The organism is Pontibacter sp. BAB1700, from assembly GCF_000277005.1.
GTDB lineage: Bacteria > Bacteroidota > Bacteroidia > Cytophagales > Hymenobacteraceae > Pontibacter > Pontibacter lucknowensis.
This window is the reverse complement of record NZ_AKIS01000036.1, coordinates 1-21574: the sequence shown is the minus strand read 5'-3', so window position 1 is coordinate 21574 and position 21574 is coordinate 1. Positions and strand designations below refer to the sequence as shown.

The 21574-nt window shown below is 50.8% G+C and carries 17 protein-coding genes and 1 pseudogene; 4 read left to right on the top strand and 14 right to left on the bottom strand.

Features of this window, described 5'->3' with window-relative positions:
- Positions 1–9: 9 nt before the first annotated feature.
- From O71_RS25175 to O71_RS04925, 6 genes are all read right to left on the bottom strand, one after another.
- On the bottom strand, positions 10–1176 hold the full coding sequence (locus O71_RS25175; RefSeq protein ID WP_237717710.1) for a TonB-dependent receptor domain-containing protein: 1167 nt from the start codon (positions 1174–1176) through the stop codon (positions 10–12).
- Positions 1173–3116, bottom strand: a complete 1944-nt coding sequence (locus tag O71_RS25170) for a SusC/RagA family TonB-linked outer membrane protein (protein WP_237717709.1) — start codon at positions 3114–3116, stop codon at positions 1173–1175. Before O71_RS25170 ends, O71_RS25175 begins: the two co-directional genes overlap by 4 nt.
- Positions 3117–3711: 595 nt before the next feature.
- Entirely contained in the window at positions 3712–4980 is a 1269-nt protein-coding gene (locus tag O71_RS04940; protein ID WP_007653893.1) for an exo-beta-N-acetylmuramidase NamZ domain-containing protein, read from the bottom strand.
- A gap of 278 nt (positions 4981–5258) precedes the next feature.
- Positions 5259–6836, bottom strand: a complete 1578-nt coding sequence (locus O71_RS04935) for a sodium/sugar symporter (RefSeq protein WP_007653891.1) — start codon at positions 6834–6836, stop codon at positions 5259–5261.
- A gap of 95 nt (positions 6837–6931) precedes the next feature.
- Entirely contained in the window at positions 6932–7966 is a 1035-nt protein-coding gene (locus tag O71_RS04930; RefSeq protein ID WP_007653889.1) for a UDP-glucose--hexose-1-phosphate uridylyltransferase, read from the bottom strand.
- 136 nt (positions 7967–8102) lie between these two features.
- A complete protein-coding gene (locus O71_RS04925; RefSeq protein WP_007653887.1) occupies positions 8103–9260 on the bottom strand; it encodes a galactokinase in 1158 nt (385 codons plus the stop codon).
- A gap of 526 nt (positions 9261–9786) precedes the next feature.
- On the opposite strand from O71_RS04925, the gene O71_RS27060 reads away from it, so the two are divergent.
- The 3 genes from O71_RS27060 to O71_RS27050 are packed head-to-tail and all read left to right on the top strand — an operon-like array spanning position 9787 to position 11368.
- Positions 9787–10407 carry a hypothetical protein gene (locus O71_RS27060; protein WP_369750881.1) on the top strand — a complete coding sequence of 207 codons (621 nt, stop codon included), beginning with the start codon at positions 9787–9789 and terminating at the stop codon, positions 10405–10407.
- 53 nt (positions 10408–10460) lie between these two features.
- On the top strand, positions 10461–10874 hold the full coding sequence (locus O71_RS27055; protein ID WP_369750880.1) for a hypothetical protein: 414 nt from the start codon (positions 10461–10463) through the stop codon (positions 10872–10874).
- Positions 10856–11368, top strand: a complete 513-nt coding sequence (locus tag O71_RS27050) for a hypothetical protein (RefSeq protein WP_369750879.1) — start codon at positions 10856–10858, stop codon at positions 11366–11368. The genes O71_RS27055 and O71_RS27050 overlap by 19 nt, the downstream gene beginning before the upstream one ends.
- A gap of 105 nt (positions 11369–11473) precedes the next feature.
- On the opposite strand, the gene O71_RS04915 is transcribed toward O71_RS27050, so the two are convergent.
- The 3 genes from O71_RS04915 to O71_RS04905 form a co-directional block, all read right to left on the bottom strand.
- Positions 11474–12067 (bottom strand): alpha/beta hydrolase, encoded by a 594-nt coding sequence (locus O71_RS04915; RefSeq protein ID WP_007653885.1) that lies wholly within the window; start codon positions 12065–12067, stop codon positions 11474–11476.
- 33 nt (positions 12068–12100) lie between these two features.
- Entirely contained in the window at positions 12101–13036 is a 936-nt protein-coding gene (locus O71_RS04910) for a ring-cleaving dioxygenase (protein WP_007653877.1), read from the bottom strand.
- Between the two features lie 130 nt (positions 13037–13166).
- The gene (locus O71_RS04905; RefSeq protein WP_007653876.1) at positions 13167–13703 is read right to left on the bottom strand and encodes a YceI family protein; all 537 of its coding nucleotides are present in this window, start codon (positions 13701–13703) and stop codon (positions 13167–13169) included.
- 709 nt (positions 13704–14412) lie between these two features.
- On the opposite strand from O71_RS04905, the gene O71_RS04900 reads away from it, so the two are divergent.
- On the top strand, positions 14413–16059 hold the full coding sequence (locus tag O71_RS04900) for a UxaA family hydrolase (RefSeq protein ID WP_007653875.1): 1647 nt from the start codon (positions 14413–14415) through the stop codon (positions 16057–16059).
- Between the two features lie 144 nt (positions 16060–16203).
- Here O71_RS04900 and O71_RS04895 read toward each other — a convergent pair whose 3' ends face one another.
- From O71_RS04895 to O71_RS24220, 5 genes and pseudogenes are all read right to left on the bottom strand, one after another.
- Positions 16204–16914 carry a rhamnogalacturonan acetylesterase gene (locus O71_RS04895; protein ID WP_007653873.1) on the bottom strand — a complete coding sequence of 237 codons (711 nt, stop codon included), beginning with the start codon at positions 16912–16914 and terminating at the stop codon, positions 16204–16206.
- 124 nt (positions 16915–17038) lie between these two features.
- Positions 17039–17452, bottom strand: coding sequence for a VOC family protein (locus O71_RS04890; protein WP_007653871.1), 414 nt, complete (start codon positions 17450–17452; stop codon positions 17039–17041).
- 20 nt (positions 17453–17472) lie between these two features.
- Positions 17473–18705, bottom strand: coding sequence for a dienelactone hydrolase family protein (locus tag O71_RS04885; RefSeq protein WP_007653869.1), 1233 nt, complete (start codon positions 18703–18705; stop codon positions 17473–17475).
- Positions 18706–18752: 47 nt separating this feature from the next.
- Positions 18753–21236 (bottom strand): glycoside hydrolase N-terminal domain-containing protein, encoded by a 2484-nt coding sequence (locus O71_RS04880; protein ID WP_007653868.1) that lies wholly within the window; start codon positions 21234–21236, stop codon positions 18753–18755.
- Positions 21237–21316: 80 nt separating this feature from the next.
- Positions 21317–21574 (bottom strand): annotated as a pseudogene (locus O71_RS24220) (GDSL family lipase); the annotation flags it as partial.

The window sequence follows — 21574 nt, the reverse complement described above, 5'->3', positions numbered from 1 at the left end:
TCATTTCAATTAAAATCCTGCTCTAATTCCAAAGTTAATTCCTCTTGGCAACGGGAAGTTACCATAGTCGAGGCCACCACCACCGGCGCCACCTACTGCGGCAGAGTTACCGTTTGCTACCGGATCCAGACCAGAGTAGTTCGTGATCAGGAACAGGTCTGTACCTGTTACAAACACGTTCAGGTCTTCGATGAACTTCACACGCTGCATGATGCTCGTCGGCATGCGGTAGTTCAATGTCACGTCACGCAGACGTACCCAGTTCACGTCTTTCTCAATGAAGCTCTGGTGCGGGTAGATAGAAGCCCAGTAAGAAGAGTTTCTGTAAAGGTCGATCGGAATGTTGTTCTGTGTTGGGTTGGCCGTGTTCTCCAGACCGTCTTTCAGCACACCTGTTACAATGCGTGGCTCTTCTCTGTTCAACGTACGCTTGCTCAGACCATTTACCGTCAGGTAGTGCTCTGTTGCATTGTACACGTCACCGCCTTTGCGGATGTCAAGCAGGAAGTTAAGCGACAGATTCTTGTAAGTGAAAGTGTTTGTCAGGCCGATGTTGAAGTCAGGGTTACGGTCACCTACTATAGCCCACTCGCTGGTGTTCAGGATAGGAAGACCGGTAGATGGGTTGATCAACACATCACCGTTGTCGTTGCGCTGGTAGTCATAACCCGTGAAGGTTGTAAGCGGACCATCCACACGTGAACCTACACGCACGTTGCCATACAGCCAGGTGTCAGAGTTGTAGAACTCCTGCACGTCGCCAGGCAGCTTCGTCAGTTTGCTGTTGTTCTTCGTGTAGTTCAACAACACGTCCCATCTGAAATTGCTGTTCTCTACAGGCGTGCCGTTCAGTTGAAGTTCTATACCTGAGTTCTCCATCTCACCGGCATTGAAGGTCATCAATACGAAACCAGTAGCATAGCTCAGACGCAGGTTCTGCACAATCTGGTCAACAGACTTCTTCTTGAAGTATGTCGCGTCGATGCCGAAGCGGTCGTTGAAGAACTTCAACTCTGTACCAAACTCGTAAGAGGTTGTCATTTCCGGACGCAGGTTCAGGCTTGGGCCTGTGAAACCGTAGCGGAAGCCACCACCTGTCGTTTGAGCCGATTCGTAGAACGGACGGATGCTGTAAGGGCGGGCATCTTTACCTACCTGGGCAATTGAGCCTCTCAACTTACCATAAGACAGTACATTTTTGAACCCTGGAATGGCTCCAACTCGGTGAACACAAAGCTCAGACCGGCAGATGGATAGAAGAAAGAGTTGTTCTGCACTGGCAGTGTAGAGCTCCAGTCATTACGACCTGTCAAAGTCAGGAAGAGGATGTCGTTGTAGCTGGCGTTGAAGCTACCCCATGCGCCTACCAGACGACGCTGCGTCAGGTTATTGTAGGCGCGCTGTGTTGTAAGTGCCGTGTTGTTGATCGAGTACAGATCAGGCGCCATGAACTGCTCACCTGTAGCGGCTGCACTGAACGTGTTCCAGTCATATACTGTGCTACCCACTTTCAGGTCAGTGCGCAGTTTGTCGTTGAACAAAGTAGGCGCTGTAAACTGTGCGTAGTACTGGAAAGTAAGGTTACGGTTCGTGATAAGCGCCTGGTCAAAGATACCACCGTAAGAGCGGCCTGCATTAGACTCAGGATGACGCACGATTGTATTTTTCTCAGTATAGTAGTCAACACCTGCCTGGCCTACCAGTTTCATCCAGTCTGTCACGTCAGTTGTTAAGCTGGCGTTCAGTCTGTAACGGTCTGTCAGGGAGTTAAAGATGTTCTTGTTTACGTTAAAGAACGGGTTCTCAATAGCAGTTGAGTAAGCACCGAAGTCTCTTCTGTTTCCGCTCGGCGTCAGGTAGTTGCTTGCGTCGTCGTTAGATGGCCAGCGCAACAACTGCAGCAAAGGACCACCAGCACCTCTGAATGCCTGGTCGTTGTCAGAACGGGTATAGTCGAATGTCACGTCTGTTGACATGAACTTATTCAGCTTTGCTGTGATAGCAGAAGAAAGCGTGATACGCTCCAGACCTGTGTTCGGGATGAAGCCCTGCGCATCGGTGAAGGAACCCGAAATGCGGTACTGTGCAGATTCGTTACCACCAGTAAAGGCCAGGTTGTGCTTCTGAGTGAAAGCATCCTGGAAGAAGTTCTTTACATTGTCATAGAACTGTACTTCAGATGGATAAGGCGCACCGAAGTAAGAAAGGCTTTCATCACCTTCCGTTGTGTAGCCATTAATACCTCTGTCGTACTTCTGCTGAATTTCAGGGTAGCGCACGATGCGGTCGATACGGAAGCTGTTGCTGTAGTTGATACGGGCTTTGCCAGCCTGACCACGCTTGGTGGTAATTACGATCGCACCAGAAGCAGCCTCAATACCATAAAGAGCGGCCGCTTCAGGGCCTTTCAGTACGGTGATGCTTTCAATGTCCTCCGGATTGATGTCGGCAGCACGGTTGGTAAAGTCAACACCTCTGTTTTCGAAGGACTTAGCGCCAGCACCGATAGAAGAAGCAAACACCCCTGTAGAAGTTGTGTTGTTGCTGATCGGAAGACCGTCTACCACGAACAGTGGCTGGTTGTTACCGCTCAGGGAGCTGATACCACGGATTACGATAGAAGAAGAAGAACCTGGCAGACCAGAAGAAGCATTTACTTCCACACCAGCCACACGACCGGCAAGGCCGTTCACGAAGTTCTCGCGCTGTGTCTGGGCAATGGTAGCACCTTTAACCTCTGTTACGGCGTAACCAAGCGCTTTCTTTTCCTGCTTGATACCAAGGGCTGTTACTACCACTTCGCTCAGGCTTTCGGCATTTGCTTGCAGTGCAACATTGATTACTGTGTTAGTACCCACAGGTCTTTCAGCAGGTTTCATCCCGATAAAGCTGAACACCAGCACATCAGAAGGCGCTACTGAAATCGAGAATTTACCATCCACGTCGGTATTCGTACCACGCGGCTGGCCTTTAACGGCTACCGTCACACCAGGTAGCGGAGAATTGTCGGAGGCGGCAGTTACCGTGCCGGTCACAGTCGTGCTCTGGGCATTGGCTGTAAAGTGAAACAGGAGGAAACATATCCCCCATAGGTAACATTGTAATTTTTTCATCATAACTACGTGGCTATTGGTTAAGATTATTGTGGGTAGATTGATTATTGGTTATAGGTAAAACATAGAATAAACTCTCTCCGACTCTCCGGCTAAGCATTGCAGCAAATCATATAAACAAAATACAATTCAGCCAGCTACATTAATGTTACTGTATATCAGTATATATTAAACTCACATTAAAGCTACTAAAAAAGGAACACAGCGCACAGGTTACTGCAATGATTTTAGCTAAAAAAGAAAGAAGCAGCAACATGATGCTATACGCAAAAACGCAAATTCATGCATATAAAATTATAATTATTTAATATAATTTTTAACAATAAATCTAATTATACCTTATGCGTAACAAAAACCTGCTTAATTAGCTTTTAAAACAGCATCCCCACTGATACCGCGAACTAGGCCTTTTGAACAAACATGCAAACTTCGGCAAACCTGTCACAAACAAAACCTTCATAACATAAGACCTCAAACCGTGTTATCACAACTGATTCCGGCAAACTATTAACCCATAACATATTACACGTGTCTCCAATCAGGTTAACAGCATCAGTTATCGTGTCCCGAAATTTTTCAATCCGGCCGGTTTCTTGTATCAAGGGTATAGCAGATACTTTTTGCGCTTCTCCTTGTACTGGCTCAGCCCAGGTTCCCAGCTCTGCCGGATCTCTTCTTCCGAGACACCTGCGATGATCTGTTCTCTAAACTTTTTAGTCCCTGCCAGCCGGTCAATATTACCGATCTGATTGCTCTGTGATTGATCAAAGAACCGCCCCTTATCCGGATAGGCCTGGTAAAGCTCGATCATCCAACTCAGGTTGATTCTACCTGTTTCCCGGAAGGTATTCACATCATAGTTGCGCAGGTCCAACCCGTAACATACCTTGTCCTGGTGCAAAGGCGTTTCAGCCATGCCCTTTATACCTGTAGGGGTATAGCTGAAGGAGTATTTATCTTTCATGACCGGATGCCCCAGCACTGTAAAAGGATACATCGTGCCACGTCCATGGTTGAAAATCGTGCCTTCAAATAGGCAGGTAGAGGGGTATAGCAGAATAGACTGTTGTGTGTTAAGATTTGGGGAAGGCCATACGGGTAAGTCATAAGGCATATCGTGGTCATAGTTTTTGACCTTCACAACTTTGAGTTTGCACTGCACGCCATTTGCCAGCCACTTTTCACCGTTGATCATCTGGGCAAACTCGCCCACCGTCAGGCCATGCGCAATAGGTATAGGATGTATGCCAATCCCTGATTTGTTCTCTGGCTCCAGAATCGGACCATCTATCAGGAAACCATTGGGGTTAGGTCTGTCCAGCACCATCAGCTCTACGCCGTTTTCGGCGCAGGCTTCCATCACACGGTGCAGCGTAATGGTATAGGTATAGAAGCGGGTGCCTACATCCTGTATGTCAAAGATCATCAGGTCTACATCGGCCAGATCTTCTTTTGTAGGCTTATTGCGCTTACCATAAAGCGACACTACCGGTATACCTGTTCTGGGGTCCACACTATCCTCCACCTTAATGCCAGCACTGGCATCACCTCTGAAGCCGTGCTCAGGACCGAACACTTTCACAATGTTCACTCCGAGCGCGTGCAAACTGTCAACACTCAGTTTATTGCCGATAATGGAAGTCGGGTTCACCACCATTCCAATGCGCTTACCCTTGAGGTAAGGCAGATAGGCTTCGGTTTGGTCAGCACCGGTCACAATCGGAGCCTGCTTGGCTTCAGGGGCTGTCGCAGTGCTTTGCGCAGCTGGCGTGGTTTCGCTCTGTTGCGGCGCTTTGCAGGATGCGGCCGCCAGCACTAAAGCTAGCGCGCTGTTTACCAGCACTTTTACTTTGAAGGAAGTATACATAGTTAGTTAATTACTCCGGCAACCTGACCCGCTATAAAGGCCCGGCAAGAAGCGAAATACGCAGCTTTATGCAAGCTCTTTTGCTATTCCTGCTTTTTCCTTCACTAATTAACTCATTTATATTTATATATACCAAATTTTATGCTGACTATTTTATCAAATCCGCAAAAACATGCACAAAACACGGGGCTATATTAGCAATTTGATAATTGATAATAACAAAGGGCAGGTATAGTCTCGCTATACCTGCCCTTTGTTACTGCTGGTTCTATATTAGTTTACCAGAAGATTATGTAGATCGCAGCCAGAGTCAATACGATAGCAAAAGATGCCACATTAAAGATCATGTCTGTCCGGAACAACGACCTGTCATACTGGATTGGATTGGCTGGCACGATGCCGCGCGATTTGTTCTCATAAAGTGAGTACACAATCATCAGCGTAGACAGAAGCAGGAATACCAGTCCCATCTGGTCCAGGAACGGCATGGTCGGAAATAGCTGGTCGATGATGATACTGAAAGGCACCGAAGCGATAGCCGTAGCAAGCGCTGCATTGGAAGTCGCCTTTTTCCAGAACAGACCGAATACGAACAGCACCACGATACCCGGACTCACGTAGCCCGTGTATTTCTGGATGAACTGGAAGATCTGCTCCTCCCCTCCCAGCAGCGGCTCCGCTACCAGCACCGCAATAATAATGGCTGTCAAACTCACCAGTCGACCGATGATCACCAACTGCTTTTCGTTCGCATCTGGCTTCAGGTGGGCTTTGTAGATATCCATGGTAAAGATCGTGGCCGTGGAGTTCATCATGGAGCTGAGCGAAGAAAGGGCTGCCGCCATCAGGGCCGCAAAAGCCAGGCCTTTCAGCCCGGTCGGCACCAGGTTGCTCAGGAGCCATGGGTAAGCCTCGTCGTAGCGACTGATATCGGCGTTGAGCGCAAAGGCCGCTATACCCGGGATCACCACGACCAGCGGAATAAGTAGCTTCAGGAAGGCGGCAAACACCAGACCCCACTGCACTTCTTTGAGGCTTTTGGCGGCCAGGGCACGCTGCACAATGTACTGGTTAAAGCCCCAGTAGCTGATGTTGGCGATCCACATACCACCGAAGAGCACGGTCATACCCGGCAGGTCTTTGTAGAAAGGGTTCTCCTCTGACAGGATCATGTCGAACTTCTCCGGCGCCTGCTCAAACAGCATGGCCATGCCGCGCATCGGGCCTTCGCCACCACTCACGGCATCGAGTGCCAGAAAAGTAGTCACCAAACCACCCAATATCAGGAACACCACCTGGATTACGTCAGTCCAGGCTACCGCCTTAAGACCACCGTAAATCGAGTACGAAACGGCCACTGCGGCAAGGCCGACGATTGCCCACATCGTGCTAACGCCAAACACCACGCTCAGGGCCAGCGCCGACAGGTATAGCACCGTGGTCAGGTTCACGAAGATATAGAGCATGATCCAGAATATGGCAAGGCTGGTGCGGATGCGGTCGTCGTAGCGCAACTTCAGGAACTGCGGCATGGTGAAGATACCTTCTTTTATATAGATGGGCAGGAAAAACTTGGCTACAATGATAAGCGTAGCTGCCGCCATAAACTCGTAGCTGGCTATACCTAGACCAATGGCAAAACCGGAGCCCGACATCCCGATGAACTGCTCGGCCGAGATGTTTGAGGCGATGAGCGAGGCTCCGATCGCCCACCAGGGCAGGGACTTACTGGCCAGGAAGTAGTCCGTTGAGTTTTTGATGTGGCCTTTCTTTTCGCGGGACACCCAAATGCCGACCGCTATAATAAGCACACAGTAGCCAATGAAAATGGCAAAATCCAGTGTAGAAAAATTCATTGCATGGTTATTTAGAATAGCTAATATAGAATATTAGATTTAATAAATAGTACAGGCATAAGCAGTTATTTTCGATCGGCCCCGCTGTCTGACTATCAGGCCAGATTCACGAGACTGCGCAACAGCCTGGCAGCAGCTTCCGGAGTAATGTCGCGCTGCGGATTTCCCATCATCTCGTAGCCTACCATGAATTTCTTGACAGTGGCCGAGCGCAGCAGTGGCGGGTAGAAATGCATGTGAAAGTGCCAGCCAAGGTGTTCCTGTCCGTCGGTTGGGCTCTGGTGGATGCCCGAAGAGTAAGGAAATGACACCCCAAACACCCGATCGTACGTGGCCGTGAGCGACTGAATGATTTGACTGAAGCCGTCTTTCTCCTTATCGCTCATCTGCCCGATGTGCTGAAAATGGCGTTTGCTGATGATGATGGTTTCAAAAGGCCACACTGCCCAAAAGGGCACCAGCGCTGCGAAGTGTTCGTTCTGCACTACGATGCGCTCTCCTTGCTCCAGCTCCAGTTGCAGGTAATCAGCCAACAGACTGCGGCCGTGCTTTTCAAAGTATTGGGTTTGTTGAGCGGTTTCCTTAGCGGGCTCTACTGGCACGGTGCTCTGCGCCCAGATCTGCCCGTGCGGATGCGGGTTGCTGCAGCCCATGATACTCCCTTTGTTCTCGAATATCTGCACGTAGTTGATGAAGTCCAGTCCTCCGAGTTCGGCATACTCCTTCTGCCAGAGGTCTACTACCTGTCGGATGTCGACAGCTTCCATGTCCGCCAATGTCAGGTCGTGCCTTGGCGAGAAACAGATGACCCGGCAAATGCCACGCTCGCTCTCTGCCCGAATCAGGTCGCCCACCACATAGGCCCCTTGGGGCGCATCGGCCTGCAAGGCACCGAAGTCGTTGTCGAACACATAAGTGGAGGTATAAGCAGGATTCTGCTCGCCGTTGGCGCGGGTATTGGTGGGGCACAGATAGCAGCTGGGATCATATTCGGGGCGTGTCTCGCAGCTCTCCTCTTCCTGCTGTCCCTGCCAGGGGCGTTTGGAACGGTGCGGCGACACCAGCACCCACTCACCGGTGAGCGGATTGTAGCGACGATGCGGATGTTCTGCCAGATCAAAAGTAGCCATGGTATATTTAGTTAGATTGCTGCTTCGAAAGCAAGTCCATTTTATCTCTTTGTCATTCTAAAAGAATCCTGGTGGCAGACAGTAAGAGAATAAGCCCGCTGCCTACTGGTTATTCATTTCACCAGGGTTCTAATACTTATGCTTGTACCAGGCTTGTCCCATCCACAATCTCGGCCACATAGGTTCTCAGGCTAATGCCGAACCGCAGCTTGTAAGCTTCCTCCATATTTTGAGTAAAGGCCTGTAGTGCATCCAGCTTCACAAGGTTGATGGTACAGCCGCCAAACCCACCGCCCATCATGCGGGCTCCCATCACTTCCTCCATATCGCTTGTCTGGTCTACCAGAAAATCCAGTTCCGGGCAGCTTACTTCGTAGTCGTGCTGCAGACCGTGATGCGAGGCGTACATCTTTTCGCCAAAGGCATGCATATCGCCCTGCTCCAGAGCCTGACAGGATTCCTCTAAACGGATGTTCTCGTGCACGACATAAGAGCATCGCCTGTACACTACCGGATTAAACTCTTCCTGGTGCTGCTCCAGCATAGCCACGGTAACGTCACGCAAACTGTGCACCTGCGGGTAGTGGCGCTGCAGCAGAGTTACACCGGCTTCGCACTCCTGTCGGCGGGTGTTGTACTCCGACGAGGCCAGGCTATGCTTTACCTGCGTATCACAAAGCACGATGCGGTAGTCCGCCATGTCCAGCGGGTAGTAGTCGAACTCCAGAGAGCGGCAGTCGAGCTTAACGGCGTGCTGCTGACGGCCGTACATGCTGGCAAACTGGTCCATGATGCCGCAGCGCACCCCGGCATAGGTATGCTCAGCCATCTGCGCCATCTTCACCAGGTCAAACTTAGGTATAGCATAGCCGAAGACATGGTTCAGCCCAAAAGCCAGTCCGCACTCCACGGCCGCTGAAGACGACAGCCCGGCCCCTATCGGAATATTGCCGCCGTATACCAGGTCGAATCCTTTCACTTCATATCCGGCCTGCTGCAGCTGCGCGATCACACCCAGCAGGTAATTCGCCCAACTTAGCTCAGACCGCTGCACCTGGCGCAGATCAAACTCCGCTGCCTGCTGCAGGTCGTAAGCGTATACCCGAAACATGTTGGATTGATTCGGAGCCAAGGCAAAGTAAATCTCCTTGTTAATAGCAGCCGGCAGCACAAAGCCCTCGTTGTAGTCCGTGTGCTCGCCGATCAGGTTTACACGGCCGGGTGAGCGGACTACCACTGGCTCTTGTTTAAAGCGTGCTCTAAATTGAATAATAATTTCCTGCACCATATTCATGTGTGGTTAAGTTCAGGTATACATCGGCCACCTGCATAGCTGCCTCGAAACGCAGCGCAATATACCTGTATGCACATCAGCTTTACAGGCCTGACTTCAAACGAAGAAATCCCTCAGGTGTTTAGCATGGCCGATGCTAACAGGCTCCTAAATATACAAACTCTCAGGACACACTTCATTACGACATAGACTTATACCGCACATCTTAACACCTGGTATATTACAATTATGTATCCTATTTTTCCCTATCACTATTCAGAACAAGGCTGCCTGAAATTTTAGAAGAGGGCCTGCTTTGATAAACGCAGAAGTCTTTGCTAACTTAGAGGCTTCTAAAAGAGCATGTTCAAACTTTATCTTTCATATAGCACCCACTTTGCAGCGGAAGCCACGATTCGCTATCTCAGGACGCGCTGCTCAGCCATGCGGCTTTAGTACCATTCTGAAGCCTTGCTCTTACCCGCTCCCAAGGGCCGAATAAAAGTTTAAGCATTCTCTACGCACCTTATTGCACAATTCACCTTATATGAAAAAGAGTCTACTTCTTTTTTCTCTCCTGATACTCCTTATCAGCCAAGCAATTGCCCAGGACACACCCTCCGGCAAATCTTCCAGGTCATCGCCTATCAAGCTACAGTTCCCCACTGATCCCGGCTGGAACGTGCTTAAAGAGGGACAGAAACTCGAATTCGACGTGCAGGCCAGCGGTGGCACGGGCACCGATTTCAGGTATAGCATCAAGCAAGGCAAAGTCGATGGCATGATCTTCGACTCAACCGGCTATTTCTCCTGGACGCCCAGCTACGATTTTGTGGACCGCCTGAGCGGAGGTCGTGTGCTGCAGGTGATTTTTGAAGTCCGCAACGAGAAAGACGAGAGCGCCAGCCAGGTCGTTGACTTTAAAGTAGAGCATGTAAACCGTCCGCCGGTGGTGGGCGAACTGAAGCCGCTCTATGTACGCTACAATACCCAGAATACTTATACCATTGAGTCAGCGGCGGTGCAGGACGAAGACGAGGACCCGATCGTGTTTGTAGCCATTGCGGACGGTATGCCGGAAGGTGCCAAGCTTTCGGCGCAGGCGAGTTTACCTGGAAGCCTTCTCTTACGCAGTTCAATCGCCTCCGTAACAACCCGATCAAAGTAGAGTTTTATGTAGAAGACCAGCCAGCCAAGGCCCGAACCCGCGGCTCTTTCAAAGTGGAGGTAACGCAGCAGGACCTGCCGCCTACCCTGCAGATGATCCCGTCTCAGAAGCGTTTTGTTTACAAGGAAGACGCCACACTTAATATCAAGTTCCAGATCTATGACCCGAACGGGGAGGCCGATATCGCTTCTTTCAGCTTTATTTCCACTGACCCCAAAGTCCCGGCTACTGCCCTCGTGAAGAACACAGCCTCGCAGTACGAATTCATCTGGCGACCGGGCTACGACTTTGTGCGCGACCCGCTCGACTCTGTGGCTTTTGAGATGACCTTTTTTGTGCTGGACAAATCCAACAAGCGCGATGAGCGCACCGTGTCTATCACCATTATCAATGCCGTAAACGAAGGTGAAAAAGATCAGAAGCTTTATAACGAGTACCGTGCTGCCTGGTGCGTGCCTGGGACCTGATGGAGCAGCTTAAGGAGACTGAAAAAGACCTGAAGAAGAAATATAACCGCGCCCGCAAAGGCAAGAAAGGTCGCTCCCTGGCCAATGCCTCGATGGGTGCTGTAACGGGTGTGGCCCCTGTCATCATAGACGAGCCAGCTACCAGCAAAAAGATCACCACCATCGGCGGTACAACTGTCATGACCATCGGCACGCTGGAGGCGACGGAGGTGATCGGCCGCTCCACCAAAGACCTGGTAGAGCGACTGAATTACATCATCGAGAAGCGCAACGAACTGCAGACCAAAGGCGATGTCTTCGCCCGTAAGTATGCCCTCAAGTCATCCCGCCGCAGGCCGGATTTCCTCAAAGATGTGGATGACTTTGTAGCAGTGATGAATCTGAAAGGCATGGTCGCCCTGGAGCTGGATGCCAGCTGGAAGAACAAGAGCAAAGCCAGCGATGAGAACATCGCCAAGACCTTTAAGGATTTTGGATACGAAAGTCAGAATTAGTACGTCTTATAAAACGATAGAGCCGGAGGCTGACGCCTCCGGCTCTATCGTTTACAGCTAAACAATTAAACTATTCTTTAGAAGCCAGTATCATTCTGGCTAGTTCTAACTCTTCCTGCAGGATGGTGTGCGGGCGTCCCGGGTATACCTTGCGGGATACTTTCGCGCCATCCCTTCCATTTGCTTCACGGTTTCATCTACCCTGCTTACCGGCACATGCGGATCCGGGTCTCCTGTAGAAATGAACACCGGTGTACCTTCGAAATCGCCTTTGTAGTTGCTCGTGTTCAGTTCCTGACCGATCAGTCCGCCCGTGAAGATCAGCAGACCACCGAAGCGCTGTGCGTGCCGGGTAGCGTACTCTGCCGTTAAGCAGGCGCCCTGCGAGAAGCCGAGCAAGTAAATGTCCTTACTGGCTATACCTTGCGCTTTTATACTTTGCACGGTTTCGTTGATCAGTTCCAGGGCCGAGTCCAAAGCAGGCTGGTTCTGATCGGCCGGCGCCATGAAGCTGTAAGGGTACCAGGTATTATTGGTAGCCTGCGGTGCGAACAGCGTGAAATCATCCGCTCCCAGTTCCTGCGCCAAGGGCAATATGCTCGCCGCCGTGGCACCTCTCCCATGGATCAGGATCAGCGCCTTGCCAGTTTCAGACAAGGGTTTGCCCTGCGTGCGTACTTGCTTTTCGTGTGTGTACATGCTATATCTTTCGTTCAGTTTAAGATGACTGCCTTAGTCCAGACTTGGCAGAACGGCTTCGATTTTGGCTCTGTGGGGTTCGTACTGCGGTGGCAGCAGTAGTTTCTGACCCAGTTCTTCCACCGGCTCGTCTATCGCAAAGCCCGGGTTGTCGGTTGCGATCTCGAATAGCACACCGCCCGGCTCACGGAAGTAAAGCGAGTAGAAGTAATTGCGGTCAATCTTCTCAGTAATATTGAAGCCTTTGCTAGCCACTTTTTCACGGAATCGCATCAGCACCTCCTCATCTTTCACCCGGAAAGCAATGTGATGGTTTGTACCTGCTCCGCCTTCTCCACGACTGACATTCGGGTTTTCCACGATGTCAATGTTGTTGGCGCCTTCCACCGCATCGGTGCTATACCTGTAGCTGTTTCCTGTCTGGTCCTGCAAGGTATAGCCAAAGATGTCGGTCAGGATAGCCGCCGTCTTTTCAGCTTTACCCAATGTCAGCGTCACACTATGGAAACCTTTGGTCGCCACGTCTGCTTTCACTTCGCCGGTTTCCCAGGGCTTGCGGTTGTCAGTATTTTTAGGGATCACCAGCTCCAGCAACAACCCATCCGGGTCCTGGAAAGGCAGGTACTGCTCCCCGAATTTCTCCGCAGGGCGACCGTAACTTACTCCGTGTTCCTCGAAGCGTTTCATCCAGAAATCAAAGCTGCCCTCAGGCACAGCGTAGCCAATGTGCGTGGCCATACCTGTACCAGCCTTGCCACGACGTGCACCTGCGTAAGGGAAGAAGGTCAGGATGGTTCCCGGGCTGCCCGCCTCATCGCCATAATAGAGGTGATAGGTGCCGGGATCATCAAAGTTAACCGTCTTTTTGAGCAGCCTTAAGCCCAGCACTTTGGTATAAAAGTCCAGGTTGCTTTTGGCCGAATCAGCAATGGCTGTGATATGGTGAAGTCCTAAGATTCTGTCTTCCATGGTAATATTGTTTAGCTGTTAAAATGTATACGCGAGGAGGGAGTTAAGATGTCATTTTGGATGTAATGAGGAATCTGAAGGCATTTATTATCCGGATTTCTCATTGCATCTGAAATGACAATTTGCAAACTTAGCCCTGCTTCACCAGCTGCACTTCAGCCTGCAGCTTGATCTCGTCGCTCACTACGACGCTACCGGCTTCCGTTACCGCGTTCCAGGTCAGGCCAAACTCTTTACGGCTGATCTTTCCAGTCACCGTGAAGCCTGCCTTGTGCTGCCCATAAGGGTCTACTACCGTGCCGCCAAACTCCACGTCCACAGTTACAGGTTTGGTCACGTCACGGATGGTCAGGTCGCCGTGCAGTTTGTACTCATTGCCGCCTACGTTCTCGTAGTTCTTGCCAACAAAGCGAATCTCGTCGTGCTTCTCTACATCAAAGAAATCGCCTGACTTCAGGTGCGTATCACGCTGCTCGTTGTTGGTGCTGATCGAGTTCACATAGGCCGTGAACACAATGTTGCTGGCACCATTGAAGTTCTCGTCTTCACTCTCGGCCTCTACCGTGAATTTTTCGAAATAACCTGTCACAGTCGTGATCATCAGGTGCTTTACTTTGAACTGTACTTCGCTGTGCGTTGGGTCTACTGACCATTTTACGTTTGCCATAATCTTATCTTTTATTTGGGTTAAAATGTTTTCTGCTACAAACTTACAATAAATGTATAGACTTTAAATGTATATACATCAATTATTTTAAAAAGGTTTCCTCTCTTTGAGATTTGGGTTTTACAAGACGTTCAATTTAGTACTTGGGAGCAGTATATATATGCTGCAAAAGCAATCGGGAAATACCGCATTTAAAGAGCAATTAAGGATAACTCGAGATAGTTGATGCCTGCATACCCCAACTGGCAAGGTATAAGGCTGAAATGCCTATTTGAGCAAACCAGGGCTGTCCCCTTGAGGACAAGTGAGAACGGGAGTTCGAAACTTGCGAGCGCAGCTCAACAGGGGCGTCCAGTTGGCCAGCTTCCCCCGATATAGCCCTACATGGCAGAGGCCATGTCATCTACACCCCTGTGGTCCCTTCAAGGGGACAATTCTCTTACTGTATAATTAGCCTTTTTCGTGCAGGAACGTTTAGTCAGCAGGTTCCGAACAGTAGTGGCCCCTACCCCCAGGTCGAAATGACATAAAGATGCCTGTGCAGTGACTTAAGCTTCCTGCTCCTGGAAAAGGAACACCCATTTGTGAAGCCTAAACACCTACTCCCAATTTTCAGCGAAACTTCTACCTTAAAATTTTCATTTTCCGAAAAACTTCTGTATACTTGTCTTAGTGCGCAATCGATTGCACAAAAGAGCATTTTAGAAGCATGGCAAATAATACTTTAAAGATTCACCCGGAAGATAATGTGCTGGTCGCCTTGACGGACTTGCAGGCAGGTGATGTGGTAGAATTCAATGGCAGACAGATCGGAATCGTGGCGAACATTCCTGCCAAGCATAAGTTTGCCGAACAGCAGCTCAACCCGGGCCAGGAGATCATCATGTATGGTTCTCTGGTAGGAAAGGCCGTGGAGGCTATACCTGCCGGCGGCATCCTGACCACCGGTAATGTGAAGCACCAGGTATCGGGTTTTACGGGCAAGACGAAGACCATTAGCTGGCAGGCACCTGATGTGTCGAAGTGGGTGGACAAAACTTTCCTGGGTTACCACCGCGAAGACGGGCAGGTAGGCACAGGCAATTACTGGCTGGTAATTCCGCTGGTATTCTGCGAAAACCGCAATGTGGAAACCATCAAGCAGGCTTTTATGGAGAACCTGGGCTTTGGCCAACAGGACCTGTACAAGAGCTATGTACAGCAGATGGTGGAGCTCTACCAGGCGGGCAAGACAGAGGAAATTGCCCAGTTGCCACTCAACTCGGTCACGTCTAACGGACAGCAACGCATTTTTGAAAATATCGACGGCATTAAGTTTCTGACACACGAGGGCGGCTGCGGCGGCATTCGCCAGGACTCGGATATGCTGTGCGCACTTTTGGCTGGCTACATTCACAACCCCAATGTGGCGGGTGCCACTATTTTGAGTCTGGGCTGCCAGAATGCGCAGGTGCCTATTTTGGAAGAGCGCATCAAGGCGCTGAATCCGAACTTTTCAAAGCCGCTTATCATACTGGAGCAACAGAAAGAGGGCACAGAGCAGGAGTTGCTAACGCTGGCCATCCGACGCACCTTCCTGGGGCTGGTAGAGGCCAATAAACAAAAACGTGAGCCTGCACCGCTGAGCAAGCTGGTGATCGGCCTGGAGTGTGGGGGTTCTGATGGCTTCTCAGGTATTTCGGCCAACCCGGCCGTAGGCCATGTGTCGGACCTGGTGGTAGCACTGGGCGGCAAGTCTATGCTGTCGGAGTTTCCGGAGCTGTGCGGTGTGGAGCAAGAACTCATCAACCGCTGCGTAAGCGACGAAACCGCCGACCGCTTTGTGCACCTGATGCGAGCTTATGCCCGTGCAGCAGAAGCGGTAGGTTCCGGGTTCGACATGAATCCAAGTCCGGGCAATATCAAGGACGGCCTGATCACCGACGCGATCAAGTCGGCGGGAGCGGCCAAAAAAGGCGGCACCTCCCCTGTAGTAGATGTGCTGGACTATGGCGAATATGCTACCCGTCCGGGTTTGAACCTGCTCTGCACACCGGGCAACGACGTGGAAAGCACGACCGCTATGGCCGGTTCAGGCGCGAATATCATCCTTTTCACGACAGGTCTCGGTACCCCAACCGGCAACCCGATTGCGCCGGTCATTAAGGTATCGTCTAACACCAAACTGGCTCAACGTATGCCGGATATTATTGATGTGGACACAGGCCCGGTGATCGCAGGAGAGAAGACCATCGAAGAGATGGGCGAGGCAATGCTAGACTACATTATTGAGGTCGCCAGTGGCAACATCCAGTCCAAAGCTCAAGTGCTGGGGCAGGATGACTTTATACCTTGGAAACGTGGCGTATCACTGTAATACGCCTGCTTAATAGATTATAGTTAGATTGTTGTTGCGTTTGTTAAATGGGTGAAAGCCGGCTCTTCATTAGAGAAGCCGGCTTTCTTTTTATGGTTATACCTGCTGGTCGTCTTTACTTCTTCACCAACCTTTCAGCCAGGCTCAGCTTCTGGGCTTTGATTTCGGCCAGCACCAGCTGCGCCACCAGGCGGGCACCATATTCGTTAAAGTGGGTGTTATCTTCTTTGCCGTCCGGGTAGTTGGGGTGCTGGCCCGGCTCCATATGCAGGAACAGATGCTTCGAGCCTTCCACACCGAATTGCTGCAACAGGTCCTGGCTTTTTCGGTCCAGTCAATCAGGGCTACTTTCCGCTGGCTGGCCACATCACGTACAATGGCTGCATACTCCTCGTGCGTTCCCACTATTTTACCGGCCTCGTCAAACTGACGGCGGGCAGCAGGCGTGAGCAGCACAGGTGTAGCTTTTTTCTTTTGAGCCTCTGTGATGAAGCGATCCAGATTGGCCCGGTACTGATCCTTTGGGGTATAGCTTTTCTTGGTTTCAACCTCATCGTTGTGACCGAACTGGATGAACACATAGTCACCGGCCTGCAGCTGATCTGACACAGGCTGCCAGAGCCCCTCCTCAATAAATGTGCGGGTGCTGCGGCCGTTTTTGGCACGGTTGTCTACCGTCACACTGGAGTCAAAGAAGTATACAAAGGGCATTCCCCAACCTGTCTCTGGATAGGCTTTCGTTTCCTTGATGGAGATGGTGGAGTCGCCGATCAGGTATACCTTGATGGGCTTCTGCTGCTGGGCAGGAAAAAAGGACATCAGAAATGTGGCAGCTAAAAGAAGAAATATTTTCATAAGAACTCTCTTTGTTGTTTTACATCTATCACTAAAAACAAGCCAGCTATTCAGGTTGATGCGCTGCATTGATTCTTACGCTAGATTCAAAAGCAGCTGCACTCTAAAACCTGAACCTCTTTGCCTATACCCTCGCCTCTGATTTCTCTATCTCAGTCAGCATTGGAACACCTCTTTTACAAAGCTGCAGCGCCAGGCCCCAAGGGTCGCGCAGCATCACCAGATGTGAACCATCCTCCAGATGCTGCTCCGATTCCAGTGTTCCGCCCGCTGCTATCAGTCGGTCTTTATCTTCTGTTGGATTTTCAGAGACAAAGGCCAGGTGCACCAGAAGCGGGTTCATGTCACGGTAAGGTGGCACTTCATCAGCCGGGTTCAGGTATACCTCGATCATGACCCGGCCACTGTCATCGGCCAGAAAAGTCATAAAAGGTGCCTGCTCCATTTGCCGCACCACCTGCATGCCTAGGTGCTCGACATACCAGGCCGTCATGGCTACCGGGTCTTCTACATTCAGCGCAAAGTGTTCTAATTTCATAAAGATATTCTTGTTCGTAATTATTTCAGCCACTTCTCCAGCCATTCAAAAGCATCATCCTGCATGGCAATAGGCATGGAGTGTGGCACATCGTAGTAATTGGCCTTAAATTTATCAGCAGCCTTCATTTTGCTATAGATGCCTGCCAGCTTTGTTTCTGCTGCTTTCATGCCGGCCGGGTTGAACAGCTTGTCCTGCTGGCAGTTTAGCACCAGCAATGGACGAGGTGCATTCAGCGAAGCCACATCCGGCAAATCCAGGTACTGGTACTGCCTTGGCACGTACATCATCCAGGTATGGCGCGTGTGGTTTTGCAGCATGTGCTCGTAGGTAGTCGAAAAGGCGGCCACTACGCCTGTCTTAATTCGGGAGTCTATTCCAAACAAATAAGTGCTGCGCAGTCCGCCCAGTGAAAGTCCGATACAGCCAATCCTGTTTGGATCCACCTCGGGCCGCGACAGTAAATAGTCGATCGCTACCCTATCGCTCTGCACAATCATGCCCAGCCAGGTAGTGCCTGCAGCCAGTATTGTTTTGTTAACAGCCACTTCATGCCCGTTGGCGAATTTGTTGTATAGCTTGATACCAGCGTCTTGGTCTCCCGTGAGTTGCTTGCGGTAGTTCTTGGTGAGGTCATCGCTCACCTGGTCAGGGTCCAGCTTTTGAGAGCCAAAGTAAGGGGCATCCGGCGACAGCACGACAAAGCCTCTTTTGGCCAGCTCGTTGGCATAGGCTCTGCCTTCGTACAAGTTCTGGATGTATTCTTTCAGCACCTCCGGCTGGTCGTCAATCAAGGTATGCTTTTCTTTCCCGAAAAAGTAAAAACCACCATGGTCATGCAGGGCGATCACGGCCGGGGCAGGTTTGGTCAGGTTGTCAGGTATAAGCAGAAAGGCCTCCGTATGCTGATGCGCATTTACGTTGTAGCGCACCAGGTATTGGGTATAGCCATCACGTTTGGTCGTGCTGATGACCTCACTCTGCAGCGGCACAGGCTCCGGATTATAAGCCAGCAGTTCCTGCAGTTTTCCCTTCGCCTCCTTGCGCCACTTTTCTGCATTGCGGTGTTTGCTGTTCAGGAAAGAGAGACTACTATTATTTTTACTGGCGTGCGACTGGAGCAGCGGATAAAAATTTCCCACATCAGATTTCTGTGCATCGACAGTGGCAGCAAGCAGCATCAGCCATACCCATAAGTATACCTTGGCTGCTGATTGGCACCTCTTGCTCCATACCTGTTTGATCACCTTCACAGTTTATACTTAAGCTGGTATAAGTATCCCATTGATGGGGCTATACCTTAGTTTAACTTCAATAAATAAGTTTGGCCTTTTTCAGTTGCCAGATCGAACTCCAGCACATCGGCTATACCTGTCGCCTGTACTTGTGCTTTTTCTGACACCAATGGCTCTTTGATGGCTGCTTCCTGATAAAAGAAGTTCGTGTTTTCACCAGTAGCTTCTTTCAGGTTACCCTTGCCTGCTAGCTGCAAGAGGTCGCTTGTTCTGATGCGGCAGTTGCCGCCCAGCTTGGAGTGGATTTTCAGCGTTTTGATTTTACCACCTTCCCAGGCCATGTCAATCACAAAGCCGCCTCTGGCTACCAATCCTTTTACCTCGCCGATTTGCCACACATCAGGCAGCGCCGGGAGCATATGCAGCGCTCCGTCGTGGCTCTGCAGCAACATCTCGGCTATACCTGCCGTGCAACCAAAATTACCATCGATCTGGAACGGCGGGTGCGCGTCGAACAGGTTCGGATAGGTGCCGCCGCTCTCGCCTTTGCCTTCCGTTCCGGCAGGTGTCAGCTGGTCCTGTATCAGTTTGTAAGCCCGGTTACCATCCAGTAGCCTTGCCCACAGGTTCACTTTCCAGCCCATCGACCAGCCCGTAGATTTGTCGCCGCGGTAAACGAGTGAGTTTTTGGCGGCTTCGAATAGTAGGGGATGGCGGTAAGGCGATACTTGGTTGCTCGGGAACAGGCCGTAAAGATGGGAAACGTGACGGTGCTTGTCATCTTTTCTGTCCAGGTCCCGCAGCCACTCCTGCAGTTGGTTGTGCTGCCCGATCTGCATCGGCGGCAGCCTGTCGCGCATGGTGCGCAGCGAGTCGGCAAACGCCTGGTCTGTGTTCAGTACTTCGGCTGTTCTGATCACATTGCTGAAAAGGTCAAAAATAAGCTGATTGTCCATGGTGGTGCCCGCGGAGATGGAGACACCGCTCTGGTGTTTGTTCTCCGGCGACATGGACGGACTCACCACCAGCCATTTGTTTGTGGGCTCTTCCTGCAGCACATCGGCATAAAACATGGCTGATCCTTTCAACACCGGGTATACCACTTTCAAAAATTTCTGATCGCCGGTGTAGAGGTAGTGCTGCCACAAATGCTGCGTCAGCCAGGCGCCTCCCATCGGCCACATGCCATAAAAGGCACCGTCTATCGGGCCGGTTATCCGCCAGATGTCCGTGTTATGGTGCATCATCCAGCCTCGGGCGCCATACATTTTAGAAGCGCTCTCCCTACCCGATTCCGACAGGTCTTTTAGCATGCTGAACAAGGGGCCGTGCATTTCCGAAAGGTTGGTTACCTCTGCGGGCCAGTAGTTCATTTCGGTGTTGATGTTGACGGTATACTTGCTGTCCCAGGGCGGTGCGATTTTGTCGTTCCAGATACCCTGCAGGTTGGCAGGCTGTGTACCCGGCTGTGAACTGGAGATAAGCAGGTAGCGCCCAAACTGAAAATACAGTGCTGCCAGATGCGGGTCGTTCGAGCGGGCAAAGGCAGCCAGCCGTTCATCAGTTGGTTTCTGCAGATCCGCTGTCGTACCCAGGTTAAGGGAAGCACGGTCGTAGTAATTTCTGTAGAAGGCCGTGTGCTCCGCCTTTGCTTTCTTATACTTCTTTTTGACTGCGCTGGATAGTAGCTTGGCAGCTTTTGCCTCGCCGTCGCCACTCAGGTCCCTGTAGCTTTTGAAGTTCGTCCCGATGGAAATGTAAAGCGTTGCGGCATTGGCGCCGCTTACCTGTACCCCCTCCGGTGTGCTTGTGATCTTGCCTCCCTCCGTTTCAGGCTCCACAAGCGTTTGGAATTTCACCTTACCTTTCTTGTTATCCACATCACCGGAAACACCACTCAATATCAGTTGGTTACCTCGTGTTCTGACCGTATAATTTTTGTGGGGACTATCAGCCGACAGAGTAAAGTTTATACTCTTAGGCTTATCGGCTGACAGGCGCACGATTACAACATCATCGGTAAAGGACGAGAACATTTCGCGCTTGAACGTAACGCCGTTTACTTTATAGTAAACCGTGCTTATTGCCTGTTGAATGTCCAGGTCGCGGTAATAGTCTGTGGCTTGCTCGTGGCCCGGAAAAGAAATAAACAGATTGCCGACAGGCTGATATGGCATGCCATAATTGTTGTCGGCCGCCGGTTGCCGCGGCAGTTTTTCCATGGCCAGGTCCTGCGCTTCTTTATGCTTTCCTGCAGCAATAAGCTGCCTGATTTCGGGCAATGCGCTGTTCAGGGCTGGCAACACATTGTTACCCGGCTCTCCGGCCCAAACCGTTTCCTCATTTAGCTGCAGCTGTTCCCGTGCCGGCTGGCTGAACACCATGGCACCCAGGCGACCGTTCCCAAGTGGCAGTGCTTCGTTCCAGTTGGCGGCAGGCTGTTTATACCAAAGTTTATGGTACATGCTGGCTTCATTCTGGGCTGAAGCACTGCCTACACTAAACCAAAAAGTAAGAAAAAGCCACAGGAAATATCGTCTGATGTTCATGTCATCCGGTAATTTTATAAGTGAATATTCCCATGCCGTCTGCCACGGGAATTTTATCTTAGAGCAACTTTGAAGTTATATTACTTCTTGGCTGCAGCTTTCCTCTCTTTCAAGTCCTGCATCCCGTTAAAAACAAGCTGCGCCACCACTGTAGCCCCTTCTGGCTGGAAGTGCGTGTTGTCTTTCTGACCTTCCGGGTAGGCGGTATACTTGCCCGCGGGCAGGTTCATGAAATAATGGTTCGTTACATAGTCCTGCCCTTTAGCGGTAAAGGCGTCAATGGAGAGCTGGGTTAGGTCGATCAGCTGCACGTTCAGCTCCCTGGCAACATCCTTCAC

Bases quoted from the DNA above. Each gene is read 5' to 3' on its own strand.
- O71_RS25170 (WP_237717709.1), bottom strand. From the start codon at position 3,116: ATGATGAAAAAATTACAATGTTACCTATGGGGGATATGTTTCCTCCTG.
- O71_RS04940 (WP_007653893.1), bottom strand. From the start codon at position 4,980: ATGTATACTTCCTTCAAAGTAAAAGTGCTGGTAAACAGCGCGCTAGCT.
- O71_RS04935 (WP_007653891.1), bottom strand. From the start codon at position 6,836: ATGAATTTTTCTACACTGGATTTTGCCATTTTCATTGGCTACTGTGTG.
- O71_RS04930 (WP_007653889.1), bottom strand. From the start codon at position 7,966: ATGGCTACTTTTGATCTGGCAGAACATCCGCATCGTCGCTACAATCCG.
- O71_RS04925 (WP_007653887.1), bottom strand. From the start codon at position 9,260: ATGAATATGGTGCAGGAAATTATTATTCAATTTAGAGCACGCTTTAAA.
- O71_RS27060 (WP_369750881.1), top strand. From the start codon at position 9,787: ATGAAAAAGAGTCTACTTCTTTTTTCTCTCCTGATACTCCTTATCAGC.
- O71_RS04915 (WP_007653885.1), bottom strand. From the start codon at position 12,067: ATGTACACACACGAAAAGCAAGTACGCACGCAGGGCAAACCCTTGTCT.
- O71_RS04910 (WP_007653877.1), bottom strand. From the start codon at position 13,036: ATGGAAGACAGAATCTTAGGACTTCACCATATCACAGCCATTGCTGAT.
- O71_RS04905 (WP_007653876.1), bottom strand. From the start codon at position 13,703: ATGGCAAACGTAAAATGGTCAGTAGACCCAACGCACAGCGAAGTACAG.
- O71_RS04900 (WP_007653875.1), top strand. From the start codon at position 14,413: ATGGCAAATAATACTTTAAAGATTCACCCGGAAGATAATGTGCTGGTC.
- O71_RS04895 (WP_007653873.1), bottom strand. From the start codon at position 16,914: ATGAAAATATTTCTTCTTTTAGCTGCCACATTTCTGATGTCCTTTTTT.
- O71_RS04890 (WP_007653871.1), bottom strand. From the start codon at position 17,452: ATGAAATTAGAACACTTTGCGCTGAATGTAGAAGACCCGGTAGCCATG.
- O71_RS04880 (WP_007653868.1), bottom strand. From the start codon at position 21,236: ATGAACATCAGACGATATTTCCTGTGGCTTTTTCTTACTTTTTGGTTT.